This window comes from Oscillochloris sp. ZM17-4 (genome assembly GCF_019599295.1).
Taxonomy (GTDB): Bacteria; Chloroflexota; Chloroflexia; order Chloroflexales; family Chloroflexaceae; genus Oscillochloris.
Genome location: NZ_JAIEWN010000005.1, coordinates 16,905 through 33,569, shown reverse-complemented (window position 1 = coordinate 33,569; position 16,665 = coordinate 16,905). Strand labels below are relative to the sequence as shown.

The following is a 16,665-nucleotide window of genomic DNA, read 5'->3' as shown; positions in this document are numbered from 1 at the left end:
CGAGGACGACCTGGCCGGCGGGCGGGCGGCCTGGGCCGAGGTGATGCGCTCGGCCTTCGCCGACGAGCCGGCCCTGGCCGCCGAGCGGGCCGAGTGGGAGCTGTCCGCCGATCTGCTGCGCTTCCTGTCGCTGCGCCAGCAGCTCTATGTGCTGGCCGAGCGCGGCGCGTCCCGGCAGGTGCTGCGCGACGCCCTCGGCGCGGCCCAGGCCGCCCTCGACGCCCTGGCCGCCTGGGCCGAGGCCCACGTGCCGCCGCGCGCCCGCGCCGGCCACCTCCTGCTGCGCGTGGCATTCCAGCTCCACCTCGACCATATCGCCGACCGCCGGCTCGGCCCGCCCTGGCGGCGGGCCGCCCTGCGCGCCCGCCGCGCCGCCGACGCCCGCGCCCTCCTGGCCGACCCCCTCCTGGCTTGGGAGCTGCTGCGCGCCCGTAGGTAAGGCAACAACCCTGCCGCGTGGCCCGCAGGGTTGTTGCCTTAAAACTCCTGACTCGGGACGTGGCAACCGTGTGTTGTGACGGTATGCCGTACAATACCCTTGACAGTCATCTGCTTTATGTTATAGTAAGATTGTGCTGAATATCACAATCTTATGCATACCCTATTCCCGGCGCCATGGCGCGCGTGGAAGGACTGGCAAAATGGCTGCCTACCGAACCAACACACCCCTATCAGAAGCTGAGGCGCATGTGAGCACTATAGATGGAGGCCCCGACAAGCGCTACGTCAGGCAGCGAGTCGCCCAGGGCAGCGGCATCCTCGATCTCTTTGAGCGGGCGAGCCTGACGGCGGATCTCCGCGCCGTCGAGGACCTGCTGCTCGAGCGCTCGCGCTCACGCTCCGAGCTGATCACTGCAGCCAGCATCCATACGGTGCGCTCCGGCGGCAAGCGCCTGCGGGCGGCCATGGCCCTGCTCGCGGCGCAGCTGGGCAGCTACCAGCTGAGCAACGTCATCCACGCCGCAGCATCGGCCGAGCTGATCCACGCCGCATCGCTCGTCCACGACGACCTTGTCGACCAGGCGGCCCGCCGCCGCGGCCGGGTGACCGTCCACACCCGCTGGGACAATGACGTGGCGCTCATGGTGGGCGACTACTTCTTTGCCCTGGCCGCCGCCGAGATGTCGCTCAGCCCCGATCCGCGGATCATCACCTTCTACGCCGCTGCGGTGCAGACGATCGTCGAGGGTGAGCTGAGCCCGGTGATGCAGGCTGAGCCGGCGGAGACGGCCCTGAGCCAGTATTTCTACAAGACGGGCGCCAAGACGGCGGCGCTCTTCGAGGCGGCGTGCAAGGCCGGGATGGCGGCCGGCGGCGGCGGCGATGCGCAGATCGCTGCCCTCGGCAGGTATGGCTTCGATGTCGGCATCGCCTTCCAGATCGTGGACGATGTCCTCGATTTCACGGGCGATGAGGACACCCTCGGCAAGCCGGCGGGCAACGACCTGCGTCAGGGGACGATCACCCTGCCCCTGATCTACGCCCTTGAGTCCACGGGTAGCCCGCTGCTGCGGGCCGTCATCGAGCAGAGCGCGGCTGATGAGTCGGTGATCGACGCGGCCATCGCCGAGGTGCTGTCCGCCGGCGGTGCCGATGCTGCGATGGCCGAGGCTCGCCGCTATATCGCCCAGGCCATCGGCAACCTGGACGCCTTCCCCAATTCGCTCGCCCGGCAGTCATTGATCGACCTGACCGAGTTCGTGGTTAACCGGGAGTCCTAGCGCGGGATGGATCGCGCCCGCTGCGGGATGCCATAGGCCTTGCGCAGGGCGCTGAGCGTGCCAGTGCTGATGCCGAGCTGCTCCGCGATCTCCTTCATTGGCGCGCGCTCGATGCTGTAGCGCTGGACGATCACCTCGCGCGGGATGTGGATGCGCTTGGGGAAGCGGCCGGGGCGGGCGGGGATGCCGTGACGCCGCAGCATGTTTGAGACGGTGGCTGCGCTACAGCCGATCTCGGCGGCGATGGTCGCGAGCGTCTGTCCCGAGTCACGGTAGCGCTGGCGAAGCTCCTCTGGGGTGATGATCATGCGCTGCTTCATAGGGTACACGTAAAAGGATATGCTGGGCTGAAGAGAACACGATGCGCGCATCGTGTTCTCTTCAGCCCATGCGGCTGACAATTACTCTATCGGTGATGATAACACGATATCGTGTATCTGTCAAGCCTCGCCCAGCGGGCGCTCGCGACCATCAGCCGGGGGCTGATCCGTCTGGTAGGTGAAGCCGGCCCGCTCGGCCACGAGCGAGAGCGTCTTCTGGGTCGATCGGTGTGGCTTGTGCGTTCCCGTCTCCCACTCGCTGATCGTCTGCTGCCGCACTTCAAGCTCATCGGCCATCTGCTGCTGTGTCATGCCCATGTGCTCGCGGAGCGCCCGTATCCGGCGGGCGTCCCACTCCTGGCGAGCCCGCTTGCGCGATGCCTTTGGCGGGTACTGATATTCATCACTCATCGACACTCCCTCATCCATTGCGTTAGGCGGTTACTGACCGGGTTTGTGAATCTCTCTCTATTCTAACACGTCATCGGATACACGCAAGCAGGCTTTTTTGCGCAGGGCGGGCGGCATCGCTGCTATACTAGGGGACAGGGGACAGGGGACAGGGGACAGGCCGCAGCAGCGGCGTTTCTGAGGAGTAACCGTTATGGTGATGAGCAGCTCGCCCGATGACCAGGCGACGATCAAGTCGCTGGCCCAGTCGCAGTTTGCCCCCGCCGCCCACGACTATGTGACGAGCGCGACCCACGCGCACGGCGCGGATCTCCAGCGGCTCGTGGAGCTGGCCGCCCCGCGCGGCCACGAGCTGGCCCTCGACGTGGCCACCGGCGGCGGCCACACTGCCCTGGCCTTCGCCCCCCACGTGCGGCTGATGATCGCCAGCGACCTGACGCGCTCGATGCTCCACGCCGCCCGCGACCACATCCGCGCCCAGGGGGTGGCGAACGTGTCCTACCTGCGGGCCGAGGCCGAGAGCCTGCCCTGCGCGCCGGCCAGCCTCGACCTGATCACCTGCCGGGTCGCGGCCCACCACTTCGCCGACGTGCGCGCCTTTGTGCGCGGGGCCGCCGCCGCCCTGCGCCCCGGCGGCCTGCTGCTCGTCTCCGACCATATCGGCATCGAGGACGCCGAGCAGGATGGGTTTATGGACCGCTTCGAGCGCTGGCGCGACCCGAGCCATGTGCGGGCCTACTCCTACGCCGAGTGGCGCGGCTTCTGCGCCGAGGCCGGCCTGGAGGTGACGTACTGCGAGGACGACCCGCGCGAGCCCTACGAGTTCACCTCGTGGACGGCGCGCATGCGTATGCGCGATGCGGACCGGGACGCCCTCGGCGCATGGCTGCTGGCGGCGCCGCCGCACCTGCGCGAGCGCTTCGCGGTGCGTGAGCGCGACGGGCGGGTCGAGTCGCTGCGCGGCACCTTCGGGATCGTCGTCGCCCGCAAGGGGTAGGGGCGCGGCTACGCCGCGCCGCAGCAGAACCAGTGCGGCATGTGCCTGCCGGGCACACTTTTGCTGGAATTTTGGCGGCGAAGCCGCCAAAATTCCAGCAAAACATCTATTTCAACAGCTCTGATACGGGATTTCAGGTATTGGCGGGCGACGGATGACAAGGGTATAATCTGGATATCTGTGCGCCGATAGATCTAGCAATGATGCCGTGGATAGAAAGGGAGCCTCATGACAGTAGCGCTGCTACGCCGCGACGAGGTCGCGGCCGAGCATACCTGGGATCTGACTCACATCTTCGCCGATATCGCCGCGTGGGAGGCCGAGGCCCGGCGGGTCGAGGGCGCGCTGCCGGATCTATCCCGCTTCCAGGGCCGTATGGGCGAGTCGCCCGGGGCGCTGCTGGGCTGGCTCCAGGCCTGGGGCGAGCTGCGCGTGGCGGCGTATGCGCTGCTCTCCTACGCCCTGATGTCCTTCGACCAGGACACCTCCAACCAGCAGATGGCGGCCCTGCGCGAGCGGGCGTTCGGCCTGTTCTCGCGCTGTATGGCGGCGGCGGCCTTCGCCGAGCCGGAGCTGCTGGCGATCGACCCGGCCCGGGTCGAGTCCTTCCTGGCCGACGAGCCGGCGCTCGGCATCTACGCCCACTACCTGAGCAACCTGCGACGCCTGGGCGGCCACGTGCGCTCCGGCGAGGTGGAGCAGCTGCTGGCGGCTGCGGGCGACGCCCTGGGCACGCCGTATGGCGCCTACCAGATGCTCGCCGACGGCGACCTGCGCTTCGCCGACGCGACGGACAGCGCGGGCGCGCCCCACCAGGTCGCCCGCGGCACGATCGACGAGCTGCTCGAGCACGGCGACCGGGCGCTGCGCAAGAGCGCCTGGGAGTCCTACGCCGACGGCTTTCTGTCGCTGAGGAACAGCTTTGGCGCGCTGTACGCGGGCAGCGTGAAGGGCGATGTGTTCCTGGCCCGTGCGCGCGGCTACGCGGGCGCCCTGGAGGCCTCGCTGGATAAGTCGAATGTGCCCCGGGCGGTCTACGACACCGTGATTGACGCCTGCAACCGGAACCTGCCGATCTGGCACCGCTACTGGGATCTCCGGCGGCGGGCGCTGGGCCTGGGGCAGATGGAGGCCTGCGACATCTTCGCGCCGCTGGCCAAGGGCCCGGCGGTGAGCTACGCCGAGGCGGTGGAGATGGTTTGCGCGGGGATGGCACCCCTGGGCGAGGAGTACGTGCGCGTCGCGCGGGCCGGGCTGACCAGCGAGCGCTGGGTGGACATCTACCCGAACCGGGGCAAGGCCAGCGGGGCCTACTCGGGGGGCGGCTACGGGACGCCGCCGTTCATCCTGATGAACTACGGCGACAGCCTGACCAGCATGAGCACCCTGGCCCACGAGCTGGGCCACTCGATGCACAGCTGGCACACCAACCGGGCGCAGCCGGCGGTCTACAGCGACTACACCCTGTTCGTGGCCGAGGTGGCCTCAAACTTCAACCAGGCCATGGTGCGCGGGCACCTGCTGGCCCAGGGAGGGTCGCGGGAGTTCCAGATCGCCCTGATCGAGGAGGCGATGTCCAACTTCCACCGCTACCTCTTCGTGATGCCCATCCTCTCGCAGTTCGAGCAGCAGACCCACGCCTGGGCCGAGGCCGGCGAGGCGGTGACGGCCGAGCGCATGGGCGAGCTGCTGGCCGAGCTGTTCGCCCGCGGCTACGGCCCGGCGGTGCGGGTGGACCCCGCGCGAGACGGGATCGTCTGGGCGCAGTTCCCGCACCTCTACAGCAACTTCTACGTCTACCAGTACGCCTCGGGGATCGCGGCGGCCAACGCCCTGGCCGACGGCGTGCTGCGCGGCGAGGCGGGCGCCGTCGAGCGCTACCTGAGCTTCCTCTCGGCGGGCGGCTCGCGCTACCCGCTCGACGCCCTGGCCCTGGCCGGGATCGATATGACCTCGCCGGCGGCGATGGACCGGGCCTTCGGGGTGATGGCGGGGTTCGTGGACCGTTTAGAGGGTTTGATTGGGTAAATGGTAGGGCCGAAGCATTCGGGTTAGGCGCGTAGCGCCTAACCCGAATGCTTCGGCCCTACCAGGTTTGGCGTTATAGCATGCGGCATATCACCACAGGAGACCATATGACGATTGACACGCAGAAGGTGCCCACCCGCGCGGAGGCCGCGCCGGAGCACACCTGGGATCTGAGCATTATCTTCCCCAGCGTGGAGTCCTGGGACGCCGAGCTTGCCGCCGTCGACGCGCTGGCCCAGCAGTTTCTGGCCATGCAGGGCACCCTCGGCCAGGGGGCGGGGCAGCTGCTGGCCGCCCTGCGCCAGCGCGACGAGGTGAGCCGCCGGCTCTGGGCGCTCTACGTCTACGCGCGCCAGCTGAAGGACTCGGATGGCACCGACCCCGCCGGGCAGGCGCTTAACGAGCGGGCCGGCTCGTTCGCGGCCCGCACCTCGGCGGCGCTGGCCTTCATCGACCCGGAGATCCTGGCCATCCCCGAGGAGACGCTGACGGACTGGGTGGCCCACGAGGAGGGTCTGGGGCTCTACGCCTACGAGCTGGAGCGGCTGAACAAGCAGCGCGCCCACATCCGCTCGGCCGAGGTCGAGGGGCTGCTGGCCCAGTTTGGCGACATCACCCGCGCGCCCTACGAGATCTTCGAGACGCTGAACAGCTCCGACATCAGCTTCCCGAGCATCAAGGACGAGCAGGGGGCCACGGTGCAGCTCTCGCACGCGCGCTACGGCCGCTATATCGAGAGCGGCGACCGGCGGGTGCGCCGCGACGCCTTCAAAGGGCTGTACAGCGCCTACAAGCCCTTCCGCAACACGATCGCCACCACCCTGGGCACGGCGGTGCGCTCCCACGTGCTCGACGCCCGCGTGCGCAGCTACGGCTCGGCCCTGGAGGCGGCCCTCAAGCCCAACGAGATCCCGCTGGATGTCTACCATAACCTGGTGGGCACGATCGAGGCCAACCTGCCGAAGCTGCACCGCTACATGGCCATCCGCAAGAAGCTGATGGGCCTGGACGACCTGCGGATCTACGACCTCTACACCCCGCCGGTGCCCGAGGTGGCGCTGGAGATCCCCTACGCCGAGGCCCAGGAGATGATGCTGGCGGCCTTCGCCCCCCTCGGCCCGAGCTACGCCGAGGCCCTGCGCGAGAGCTTCAGCAGCCGCTGGATCGATGTCTACGAGAATGTGGGCAAGCGCAGCGGCGCCTACAGCAGCGGCTCCTACGGCACGCCGCCCTATATCCTGCTCAACTACCAGGACCGGCTGAACGACGCCTTCACCCTGGCCCACGAGCTGGGCCACTCGATGCACTCCTACTTCACCCGCAAGACGCAGCCCTTCGCCTACAGCAGCTACACGATCTTCGTGGCCGAGGTGGCCTCGACGCTCAACGAGGCGCTGCTGACGGACTATCTGCTCAAGCACCGCGACGACGAGCAGCTGCGCAAGCGCCTGCTGGTGCAGCAGCTTGAGGATGTCCGCACGACGATCTTTCGCCAGACGATGTTCGCCTCCTTCGAGCTGGACATGCACACCCGCTCCGAGGCCGGCGAGCCGCTGACGTCGGACGGGCTCAGCCAGCGCTACTACGAGCTGGTGGGCAGCTACCACGGCCCGGCGGTGACGCTCGACGAGGAGATCGCCTGGGAGTGGGCGCGCATCCCGCACTTCTACTACAACTACTACGTCTACCAGTACGCCACCGGGCTCTCGGCGGCCCTGGCCCTCAGCCGGCAGATCATCGACGAGGGCCAGCCGGCGATCGACCGCTACCTGAACTTCCTCAGCAGCGGCTCATCCAAGTCGTCGATCGACCTGCTGCGCGGCGCCGGCGTCGATATGACCACCCCCGCGCCCATCCAGTCCGCGATGGACACCTTCGGCGAGCTGCTCGACCAGCTGGAAGCACTGAGCCACTGAGCCACTGAATCACTGAATCACTGAATCACTGAATCACTGAATCTCACTTCAGTGGCTCAGCGACTCAGTGGCTCAGTGATCCCGCACGCCACGCCCTTCCCCTGGTAGTACCCCGCCACATACTGGTTGTCCACGGCCGCCGTCAGATCGGCCGGCTTCGCCAGGATCGCCAGGTTCCTCAGCGTCATCGCCTCAGCCTCCCAGGCCGCCGGGTCGCTGGAGCCCGGGCAGGCCTTGCCCGCGCCGTAGGTGATCAGCTTGATCGTCTCCTCGGCCTCGAAGCTGAGCTGGCCCTTCTCCAGGTCCGGGTTGTAGGCGGCGATCAGGTCGACCGTCTCGGCGGGGTTGTCGATGGCGTCCTGCCAGCCGCGCAGGGTGGCCTCGACGAAGGCGCGCACCGTGTTGGGGTTCTGCTTGGCGAAGGCCGCGCTGGTGAAGAGCACATCGCCCATCAGCTGCACGCCGTAGTCGCGGGCGAAGATCAGGCTGATGTTGGCCCCCTCGCGGCGGGCGGTGTTGGGCTGATCGGTGGCGTAGACCGGCCAGATGTCGGCGCGGCGCTCTAGGAAGGGCGCCAGGCTGAAGTCGCCGGGGATCTCGGTGATCGCTGCGCGCTCCACCCCGGTGGCGGCGAGCAGCGCGAGGTACTCCGTCTCCACGTTATCGCCGTAGAACATGCCCACCGTGTGGCCGGGGAAGTCCTGCGGCCCGATGATCCCCGAGTCGCTGTGGACCATAAATGTCACCGGGCTGGCCTGGAACCATGTCGCCAGGGCGACGACGTCGATATCCTGCTCGCGGGCGGTGAGCACGGTGTCGGCTCCGGTGCTGCCGAAGGTGTCTTTGCCGGTGGCGACCAGCGGCAGGGAGACCAGGTCGGGGCCGCCGGGGTTCAGGGTCACGTCGAGGCCGGCCTGCTCGTAGTAGCCCTTGACCTTGGCGACGATGTAGCCGGCGAACTGGTACTGCGGGAACCACTGGAGTCGCATGGATACCTGGCGCAGCTCGGGGCCGGCGCCGCCTGCGGACGGGGCCGGGGCGCACCCGGCGACGATCGCGGCGAGGGTGAGCATTAGGACTGGGGTGTATATCTGGCGCATAGGCTTTCTCTCTGGTTAACTTGGTGACAATGCCCGCCCTGGCCCTGCGCGTTATCAGCATTGCTATTGGTCGTGCTGCCAGAAGACAACCTTCTGCTCGACGGCCACGGTGATGGCATAGAGCGCGAGGCTGAGGGCTGCGGCGAGGGTGACGGCGGCGAAGACGCGGTCAGTCTGCAGGTGGTAGGTGGCGATGCTGATCACATAGCCGAGGCCGCTGCTGGAGCCGGACAGCTCGCCGACGATCGCGCCGACGACGGCGAGGGTGGAGGCGATCTTCAGCCCGGCGAAGAGCGCCGGCAGGCAGGAGGGCGCGCGCAGCAGGCGGAAGACCTGGGCGGGCGTGGCCCCCCACGCCCGCAGCAGGTCGAGCTGCTCGGCGCTGATCCTGCGCAGCCCCTGGGCGGTGTTGACTAGGACGGGGAAGAAGGCGAACAGGGCGGCCATGGCTACGCGCGGGGCGAGCCCGTTGCCGAGCCAGATGGTGAGCAGGGGGGCCAGCGCGGCGGCCGGCAGGGTCTGCGAGACGAGCACCCAGGGGTAGAGGGCGCGCTCGACCGGGCGCACGGCGACGAAGAGGGCGGCCAGGGCCACGCCTGCTACGGCCCCTATGACCAGCCCGCCCACCCCGGCGGCGGCGGTGGCTGTCAGGTGGCCGATCAGCCCGCTGGCGGGGTCGATCAGCCTGGCCAGCACGCGCCCAGGTGTGGGCAGCAGGTAGGGCGGTACGCCCAGGGCTGGCAGGGCGAGCTGGAGTCCCCCCAGCATGGCCAGGAAGAGCAGCGCCGAGGGCGCGTAGCGGCGCACAAGATGCCCGCTGGCGCGGGCCTGATGCGCGGCGCGGCGCCGGATCTTCGGGTGGACGGCGGCATTGGACATAATGCCGGTATTATACGGCATTGATGGCCATAGACAAGGTCTCGGCTCCAGGTGGCAGGGCTGGAGCAGGCCCTGGGCGCCATCGGCTGGCGACTGGAAGTCGCGCCGGCGGGGCGCGTTGCGCCGGGCGTCGGCCTGCGCCGACGCCGGAACCCGTAGACCTTAGCCTGTGGCTTCCAGTTGCCGCCTGTTATTGCTGCGTCGGCAGCGGCACCCCGATCGTGATCACGGTAGCCTGGCGGGGCGCGCTGGCGACGCTGAGGGTGCCACCCATGATCGCCAGGAGTGTGCTGTGCAGGGCTAGCCCGTGGCCGCCGTCGGCGCGGGTCGGCACCGCGCCCATGCCCACCCCATCGTCCTCGATAGTGACAGTGAGCAGCGGGCGCCCGCCGGGGTCGCTGCCAGCGTATGCGCGGGCGGTGAGGGTGAGCTGTCGGCCAGGTGTGTCGCCGCGCCCGTGGCGGGCGGCGTTGCGAACGGCCTCGCGGGCCGCGTAGTAGAGCGCCTCGGCGCTGAGCGGGTCGAGCCTACGGGCGGCGGCCTCGGCCTCGTCCAGCACCTCCCAGTGTACATGGTCGAAGGCCCCGCCCAGGTCGGAGTCGACCGTGCGGCGCAGGGCGCCCAGCGCGCCCAGGCGGGCCAGGTCCGGGCCGATGGCCGGCGGCAGGGCGCGCAGCAGATCGGAGATCTGGCGGTGAGACGATTGCAGATTTGAGATTGCAGATTGCAGATTGTCTGAGAGGCCGCCCTGCTGCTCAATCTGCAATCTGCAGTCTGCAATCTGCAATAAGGTCGCGTGGATCTGGGGCAGCACCTCATCGTGGAGGACGCGGCGGGTGCGCTGGTCGATCACCTGGCTCTCGGCGATCCGACGGCGCTGGAGGTCGGCCAGGCGGCGGGCCATCTCGGCGGCGGCGCGGGCGTCGATCAGGCGCTCACCGGCGGCGCGGGCGACCTCGATCTCCTCCTGGGTGTAGATGCCGCCATCGGCCTTGGCGCTGAGCAGCAGCACCCCGATCAGGCCGCGATCATTGCGTAGGGGCACGGCCCAGCCGGCCTCGCCGCGGGACTCCGACGCGAACGGCAGGCAGAGCGGCGTCTGCGCCGCCGGCATCGCCTGGAGCGCGGCGATCAGGGCGCCGGCCTCCGGGGCGGGGCCGGCGGGGTGGGACAGGGCAGGGCCGGCCAGGTCGGCCAGGGGGCCGAGCGGCAGCAGGTAGGCCGCCCGCGCGCCGAGCAGCTCGTCGCAGAGCGCCTGGAAGGCCGCCTCGGGCTTGTCGTCGCCCCCCCCGCCCGGGCCGAGCAGCCGATCGTAGAGGTTCTGGCTCGCCACGAAGGGCCGCAGGCGGGCCAGGCCGCCTGCCGGCTCGCTGGCCGAGCGCCAGCCCACCATGGCCAGGAAGACGGTCATTAGCACGGTGGCGATCAACAGCTGGTAGATCGGGAGGTCGGGGATGCCCGCGCCGCTCAGGCTCCAGCCGACGGCCAGGGCGTAGACGCCGCCCAGGATGAGGATGCGCCGCCACTGGCGGGCCAGCTCGCCACGGGGCAGCGCCGCGCCGGTGAAGACCTCGTAGGCCACCACCGCCTGGCCGATCATCACCACGGCGGCGGCGATCAGGAGGCAGATGAGGAAGTCGAAGCCGATCAGCAGGCCGATGCCCCGCGCCGTCAGGCCGGGGAAGAGCCCGGCGCGGGCCTGGTCGAGGAACCAGACCGAGGCCACGCCGATGGCCAGGGCGATGGCGAGCAGCACCGCCGACGCCGCAAGCAGCCAGGGCCGCGCCCGCCGGCGGGCCAGGTCGCCCATGAAGCGGTCCGACGCGGCGGCCGGGGCGCGCAGGCTGAGCATGGCCAGCACGATGCAGAGGGCGGCGAAGGCCGGGTAGATCAGGCGGGTCAGCGTGGCCCGGCTGAGCAGGTCCGCCGGGCCGACCGGCGGTCGGGCCAGGTCGGCGTAGCTCGGCAGCGGGTCGATGAAGAGGGCCATCAGCAGGGCGACGACGCCCATCAGGCTCACCCCGGCCAGCCACATAATGGCGGCGCGCTCGCGCAGCCCGCCGCTATACCAGGCCATCACCAGATACCAGAGGTAGGGCGCCACGATCAGCACCAGCCAGCCCGTGCGCCAGTAGAAGTCCATCTCGCCGCCGAATGCGCCGATCACCCGGCCGACCACGGCGGTGTGGCCGACGAAGAAGGCTCCGCCGAAGAGCAGCCCGCCGCCGGCCAGCCAGGTGCCCCAGCTGCGCCGCTCGGCGCTGAGCAGCACCGTCAGCCCCAGCCAGAGCAGGGCGATGGCGTTAAAGAGCGACCCGGCGATCAGCGCCCAGTCGACCAGGGTGAGGAGGCGGTAGATCATATGTGGCCACCGTAGGGCCGAAGCATTCGGTCTTGTCGCGTAGCGACAAGACCGAATGCTTCGGCCCTACCCATCGAACGACACCCAGCTCCCCCGCTCATCCTCGGCCAGCGGCGTGCCGTCCTCGTCCCAGCGCATGAGCCGGCCGGCGCGCACGATCAGGGCGGCGCGGGTGCGGGCGACCTTCTCGTCGGTGGCGCTGTCGCTCAGGCCCCAGGCGGCGTAGATCTGGCCGTTGGTGCGGCTGATCGTGCGCTTGTCGCGGAATCCCAGGCGGGCGGCGATCTGCTCGTTGCTCATGCCCTGGGCGATCATGCGGGCCACCTGCTGCTCGTTGGGCTCCAGCAGGGCCATGGGCGAGCGCTCGTCCTTGCGGCTCACCTCCTGCACCCGCGACTCGATCTCCGGGTCGATGTAGCTGCGCCCGGCCACCGCGTCGCGCAGCAGCGGCACGATCATCTGCGGCAGCAGGTAGCTCGACTTGCGCACGTAGGCGTAGTGGCTGAGGATGCCCGAGCGGCGGAAGGCCCGGTAGTAGGCGTCGTCGTCCTGGATGGAGTAGAAGACCACCGGCAGGCGCGGGTGCTCGCGGCGGATGGCCACGGCGGCCTCGATCCCGTTCCAGGCGCCCTCCAGCTGCACGTCCATCAGGATGGCGTCGGGCGGCGCGTCGAGGCAGCGGGCCAGGGCCTCCTCGCCGCTGCCGCAGTCGCCTGCGAGCCTCACCTCGCCCGTGGCGGCCAGCCCCGCGCAGAGGGCCGGCCGCAGCTTCTCGTTATCCTCGACCACCAGCAGGTGGATCATGGCGGGCGCGCTCCTCACTGTTGGGGCGCAGCGGCGCCGCGCTGCTGCGCCCTTACGCTTCGGGTAGCCTGCCACCATGTGGCGAACACGGCGGCGGCGGCGATCAGATCGACCAGCAGGTCGCCCAGGGTGTCTCCCAGGTACAGGTGGCCCTTGTAGATCACCTGGAGCCCCTCCTGGCCCAGGGCGACGAGCAGGATCAGGGCGGCGTAGGCGGCCGGTCGGCCGCGCAGCGCCGGGATGTGCTTGAGGGCCAGGGTGCCGATCGCAGCGAAGATGGCGGCGTGGCCGACGATGTGGGCGGGCAGGCCGTCGAATACCTTGTAGAAGAGGTACTCCAGGGCGGGCGACTGCTGGGCGACCAGGCCGTATGGCAGCAGCGCGACGCCGACCAGGATGATGAGCGGGATGTATTTTCTCATGTGCTCAGGATAGTTCGCCCGTCAAGCACCTGAGTGCGTCCGATCGGTGCTCTGAGGCGTCGCGCGCGGGCGGGGTGTTCGGGTATGCTATCTGTAGCATGTGAAACCTAGCCTGGAGGAGCCTACATGATGCGCCAGATTATACAGATACACCGCCGCCTAGCCTCCACCCTGTTCTACCCGAGCGCCGCCGCGAGCGCCCTGGCTGTCCTGCTGGTGATCGGCCGCTCGCTGATGAGCGGCGTGCTCGGGCCGAGGTTCCTGATCTGGAACCTGATCCTGGCCTGGATGCCCTACCTGATGTCGCTCTGGGTCGAGTCGGCCGCCCGGCGCTCCTGGTGGCGCGCGCTCCTGCCCGGCGTGCTCTGGCTGCTCTTCCTGCCGAACGCGCCCTATATCATGACCGACTTCATCCACCTTGAGTGGATGGGCTTTGTCTGGTGGTACGACCTGGGCATGCTCATGGCCTTCGCGTGGGCGGGCTGCCTGCTGGGGGTGGCCTCGCTCTACATCGTGCAGCGGGTGGTGCGCGAGCGCCTGGGGGCGGCGCTGAGCTGGGCCTTCGTGCTGGCCAGCTGCGGCCTGAGCGGCCTGGGGATCTACTTCGGGCGCTTCCTGCGCTGGAACTCCTGGGATGTGTTGTTCAGCCCGCGCGGCCTGGCCCACGACCTGTGGCACATCCTGAGCGACCCCGCGCACTACCCGCAGATGATCGGGGTGAGCGGGCTCTTCGCCTGCTTCCTGGCCCTGGGCTACCTGACCCTGACGGCGGTGCGGCGGGCGTGATGCAAAATGCAAAATGCAAAATGCAAAATTGTACAATTTTGCATTTTGCATTTTGCATTGTTAAGAGAGGATGCTGGCCTCTTTGTCGGCGGCGATGCCGGCCCGCCACTGGTGGTCGGCCGGGCGTGCGCGCGCCCACGTCAGGGTGTCGGCGACCGTCTCGGCCAGGGGGCGGAAGCGCAGCCCGGCGGCGATGGCCTTGCCACAGTTGATCTGCGAGAAGCCGAGCGTGTCGGGCTCCTCGGGCACCCAGAGCGGCAGCTCGACCCAGGGGGCCACGCCGGCGGCCTTCAGGCGCGCTGCGTCGGCCCAGACCGGCTCGGCGTCGCTGCCGGCGATCTCCCGGCAGGTGTTGAGGATGTCGCCGAGGGCCAGGGGCTGCTCGGGGCCGGTGGCGTTGTAGACGCCGGTGGCCCCCGCCTCGACCATGCGGATCGTCCAGGCGGCCAGGTCGCGCACATCGATGATCTGCACCAGATAGCCGGGGCGCTCGGGGGCGAGGTAGCGGCCGCCGCGGGCCACGCGGGCCGGCCAGTAGGTGAAGCGGTCGCTCGGGTCGTGGGGGCCGACGATCAGGCCGGGGCGGATGTTGAGCGTGCGGCCGGGCATGGCCGCCTCGGCGGCCCGCTCGCAGAGCGCCTTCAGCGGCCCGTAGCTCTCCCCCGTCACCTGCTCGATGGCCGGGTCGTCCAGGGTGCCCACCGGGTCGGACTCATCGATGCCGACCTTACTGTACTCGGGGTAGACCGAGATCGACGAGATGAAGGTGTAGTGGCCGACGCTGGGTGCGAGCAGCTCGGCTGTGGCGCGCACGTGGCGCGGGATGTAGCCGCAGGTGTCGATCACCGCGTCCCAGCTGCGGCCCGCCAGCGCGGCCAGGTCGCCGTCGCGGTCGCCCCGCAGGCGCTCGGCCTCGGGGAACAGCTCGACGCCGTGCTGGCCGCGGTGGAAGAGCGTGATCTGGTGCCCGCGGGCCAGGGCGGCATCGACGAGGTGGCGGCCGAGGAAGATCGTGCCGCCGATGATCAGGAGGCGCATGGTGCTTCTCTCCTGGTGAGGGGGCGGGGCGGCGAATCTACCCGCGCCCCAGGCATCAGGATGCCTTCTCTTGCGCCTCGCTCTCGCGGGGCTGCCGCGTGCTGCTGGAGGCCACGCGCGCCACGTCGGACATATAGCGGTCGAGATCCCGGAAGGGCCACGTGAGATCGCGCGGCTTGAGGTGGCTGAACGCGTTGATCGCGTTGAGTGGGAAGCGCAAGACCTCGTCGGCGAGCATACGCGTGACGTACTGGGCCAGCGGCCCGAGCTCTGCGATCGGGTTTGAGCCGGCGGGCGGGCTGATCGTCGCGAACACCTTCTGGCGCAGATCCTCTGCCTTGGAGCGCATCTCGACGGTGCCGGCCCGGTCGAGAGTCGTCTTACAGGCCAGGCGGTGCCCCTCACTCAGCCGGCTCTCGGACAGCCACGCCTGCTCGGACGGGTTCACGGGGCTGAGGAGATCGGCCCCGGACAGCACCTGGCACTGGCATGTCTGACAGATCCCGGCCCCGTTGCAGACGAAGCCGACGTGGGCGCCGTTGCGCCGGGCCACGTCGATCAGTCGCTCGCCAAGATCCGCCTCCATCGCGACGCCGTTGATGACGACCGTAGGCATCTGTGGCTCCTTTTGTTTCGTTCGACCTATAATGCGCATTGTAGCATACGAATATGGCTTCAGTGCGGTATTTATCGTGGTATCATGCACAAGGAATTCCTGCTTATATTCGGCGGTTCACCGCCGGGCTGTATGGTCTCTATGCTACCAGCCGTCGATCCGGCCACCCCGGCATCTCTGGCCGATCTGATCTGGCTGAACACCGCCGACATCCTCTCGGCGTTCGGCCTCCCGCGCGACGCCGGCCTTCGCGGCCCGCTGGAGCTGATCTGCCGCCCGTCGGCGCTGCGCTTCGCCCGCCAGCTCGCCCGCATGGACGCCATGGTCGGCGCGGGGGGGCTGGGCACCGGCGGGGCCTGGATGGCCGGCCAGCTCGGCGCGCGCCTGGAGCTGCGCGGCCCGCAGCCCCCGCCCGCCGGCCCCCTGCTGATCATCGCCAACCACCCCGGCCTGCTCGACGCCTGCGCCCTCGCCGCCGCCATCGGGCGGCCCGACCTGCGGGTGCTCGCCGCCGACCGGGCCTTCCTGCGCGCCCTGCCGCAGATCGCGGCGCGCATGATCCCGATGGGCGATGGTCCGTCCCGGCGCATGGCGGCGGTGCGCGAGGCCGCCCGCCACCTGCGCGCCGGCGGCGCGCTGCTCACCTTCCCGGCCGGCCGGATCGAGCCTGACCCCCGCGCCCTGTCCGGGGCCGCCGACTCGCTCGCCGGCTGGTCGTCGAGCGTGGATCTGTTCGCCCGCCTGGCCGGGGGGGCCGCCGTGGTGCCGGCGATCGTCGGCGGGGTGCTCTCGCCGCAGGCCCTGGCCCACCCGCTGGCCCGGCTGCGCCGCGCCCCGCAGGATCGCCAGTGGCTGGCGGCGATCATCCAGCTGATCTGGCCGCGGCGCTTCCCGGTGCGTGTGTGCGTCCAGATCGGCCAGGCCATCTGGCCCGACGGGGGCGAAGCCGTGTCCGCCGCCGCGCTGGCCGAGGCCGCCCGCCTGATCGCCGAGGTCGCCCGCCCGTGAGCGCGATCATCACCCGCCTGCGCGGCGCATCCCCGCTGCTGATCGTCTTCTTCTCGGTGTTCGTCGATATGCTCGGCTACGGGATGATCGTGCCGCTGCTGCCCTTCCTGGTGCCGGGGCGGGACGGGCTGCTGATCGGCCTGCTCAGCTCGCTCTACGCCCTGATGCAGCTGCTGGCCGCGCCCCTCCTCGGCTCCCTGTCCGACCGGGTCGGCCGCCGGCCGGTGCTCATCCTGTGCCTGGCGGTCTCGGGCCTG

General features: G+C 69.6%; 16 protein-coding genes and 1 pseudogene. 8 read left to right on the top strand and 9 right to left on the bottom strand.

The window, feature by feature from the left end:
- Window positions 1-439, top strand: a pseudogene (locus K2Z83_RS06070) (DUF4838 domain-containing protein); the annotation flags it as partial.
- A 250-nt stretch (window positions 440-689) separates the two neighbouring features.
- On the top strand, window positions 690-1,721 hold the full coding sequence (locus tag K2Z83_RS06065) for a polyprenyl synthetase family protein (RefSeq protein ID WP_370650082.1): 1,032 nt from the start codon (window positions 690-692) through the stop codon (window positions 1,719-1,721).
- Here the strand turns inward: K2Z83_RS06065 and K2Z83_RS06060 are convergent.
- Window positions 1,718-2,029: a sigma factor-like helix-turn-helix DNA-binding protein gene (locus K2Z83_RS06060; RefSeq protein ID WP_220594287.1), complete on the bottom strand. Its 312-nt coding sequence runs from the start codon at window positions 2,027-2,029 to the stop codon at window positions 1,718-1,720. The genes K2Z83_RS06065 and K2Z83_RS06060 overlap by 4 nt on opposite strands.
- A gap of 132 nt (window positions 2,030-2,161) precedes the next feature.
- Window positions 2,162-2,452: a helix-turn-helix transcriptional regulator gene (locus K2Z83_RS06055; RefSeq protein ID WP_220594286.1), complete on the bottom strand. Its 291-nt coding sequence runs from the start codon at window positions 2,450-2,452 to the stop codon at window positions 2,162-2,164.
- 193 nt (window positions 2,453-2,645) lie between these two features.
- On the opposite strand from K2Z83_RS06055, the gene K2Z83_RS06050 reads away from it, so the two are divergent.
- The 3 genes from K2Z83_RS06050 (at window position 2,646) to pepF (K2Z83_RS06040) (ending at window position 7,393) form a co-directional block, all read left to right on the top strand.
- Complete coding sequence (locus K2Z83_RS06050) at window positions 2,646-3,449, top strand: class I SAM-dependent methyltransferase (protein ID WP_220594285.1); 804 nt, start codon at window positions 2,646-2,648, stop codon at window positions 3,447-3,449.
- Window positions 3,450-3,677: 228 nt separating this feature from the next.
- On the top strand, window positions 3,678-5,477 hold the full coding sequence (gene pepF, locus K2Z83_RS06045) for an oligoendopeptidase F (RefSeq protein ID WP_220594284.1): 1,800 nt from the start codon (window positions 3,678-3,680) through the stop codon (window positions 5,475-5,477).
- Window positions 5,478-5,584: 107 nt separating this feature from the next.
- Window positions 5,585-7,393: an oligoendopeptidase F gene (gene pepF, locus K2Z83_RS06040; protein WP_220594283.1), complete on the top strand. Its 1,809-nt coding sequence runs from the start codon at window positions 5,585-5,587 to the stop codon at window positions 7,391-7,393.
- Window positions 7,394-7,449: 56 nt separating this feature from the next.
- Here pepF (K2Z83_RS06040) and K2Z83_RS06035 read toward each other — a convergent pair whose 3' ends face one another.
- The 5 genes from K2Z83_RS06035 to K2Z83_RS06015 all read right to left on the bottom strand — a co-directional run bounded on the left by K2Z83_RS06035 (window position 7,450) and on the right by K2Z83_RS06015 (window position 12,960).
- On the bottom strand, window positions 7,450-8,493 hold the full coding sequence (locus K2Z83_RS06035) for an ABC transporter substrate-binding protein (protein ID WP_220594282.1): 1,044 nt from the start codon (window positions 8,491-8,493) through the stop codon (window positions 7,450-7,452).
- A gap of 63 nt (window positions 8,494-8,556) precedes the next feature.
- A complete protein-coding gene (locus K2Z83_RS06030; protein ID WP_255603394.1) occupies window positions 8,557-9,372 on the bottom strand; it encodes an ABC transporter permease in 816 nt (271 codons plus the stop codon).
- 190 nt (window positions 9,373-9,562) lie between these two features.
- Entirely contained in the window at window positions 9,563-11,734 is a 2,172-nt protein-coding gene (locus K2Z83_RS06025) for an ATP-binding protein (protein WP_220594280.1), read from the bottom strand.
- A 66-nt stretch (window positions 11,735-11,800) separates the two neighbouring features.
- Window positions 11,801-12,538: a response regulator transcription factor gene (locus K2Z83_RS06020; RefSeq protein WP_220594279.1), complete on the bottom strand. Its 738-nt coding sequence runs from the start codon at window positions 12,536-12,538 to the stop codon at window positions 11,801-11,803.
- Window positions 12,539-12,552: 14 nt separating this feature from the next.
- Window positions 12,553-12,960 (bottom strand): hypothetical protein, encoded by a 408-nt coding sequence (locus K2Z83_RS06015; protein ID WP_220594278.1) that lies wholly within the window; start codon window positions 12,958-12,960, stop codon window positions 12,553-12,555.
- A gap of 126 nt (window positions 12,961-13,086) precedes the next feature.
- Between K2Z83_RS06015 and K2Z83_RS06010 the strand changes: the two genes are divergently transcribed.
- On the top strand, window positions 13,087-13,746 hold the full coding sequence (locus tag K2Z83_RS06010; protein WP_220594277.1) for a DUF1361 domain-containing protein: 660 nt from the start codon (window positions 13,087-13,089) through the stop codon (window positions 13,744-13,746).
- A gap of 60 nt (window positions 13,747-13,806) precedes the next feature.
- Here K2Z83_RS06010 and K2Z83_RS06005 read toward each other — a convergent pair whose 3' ends face one another.
- On the bottom strand, window positions 13,807-14,784 hold the full coding sequence (locus K2Z83_RS06005) for an NAD-dependent epimerase/dehydratase family protein (protein ID WP_220594276.1): 978 nt from the start codon (window positions 14,782-14,784) through the stop codon (window positions 13,807-13,809).
- Window positions 14,785-14,839: 55 nt separating this feature from the next.
- Entirely contained in the window at window positions 14,840-15,400 is a 561-nt protein-coding gene (locus tag K2Z83_RS06000; RefSeq protein ID WP_220594275.1) for a 2Fe-2S iron-sulfur cluster-binding protein, read from the bottom strand.
- 141 nt (window positions 15,401-15,541) lie between these two features.
- Here K2Z83_RS06000 and K2Z83_RS05995 point away from each other — a divergent pair, with 141 nt between their 5' ends.
- Both K2Z83_RS05995 and K2Z83_RS05990 read left to right on the top strand, forming a co-directional pair.
- Window positions 15,542-16,408, top strand: coding sequence for a 1-acyl-sn-glycerol-3-phosphate acyltransferase (locus K2Z83_RS05995; RefSeq protein WP_220594274.1), 867 nt, complete (start codon window positions 15,542-15,544; stop codon window positions 16,406-16,408).
- On the top strand, window positions 16,405-16,665 hold a 261-nt coding region (locus K2Z83_RS05990), incomplete at its 3' end, for an MFS transporter (protein ID WP_370650081.1). The genes K2Z83_RS05995 and K2Z83_RS05990, both read left to right, overlap by 4 nt.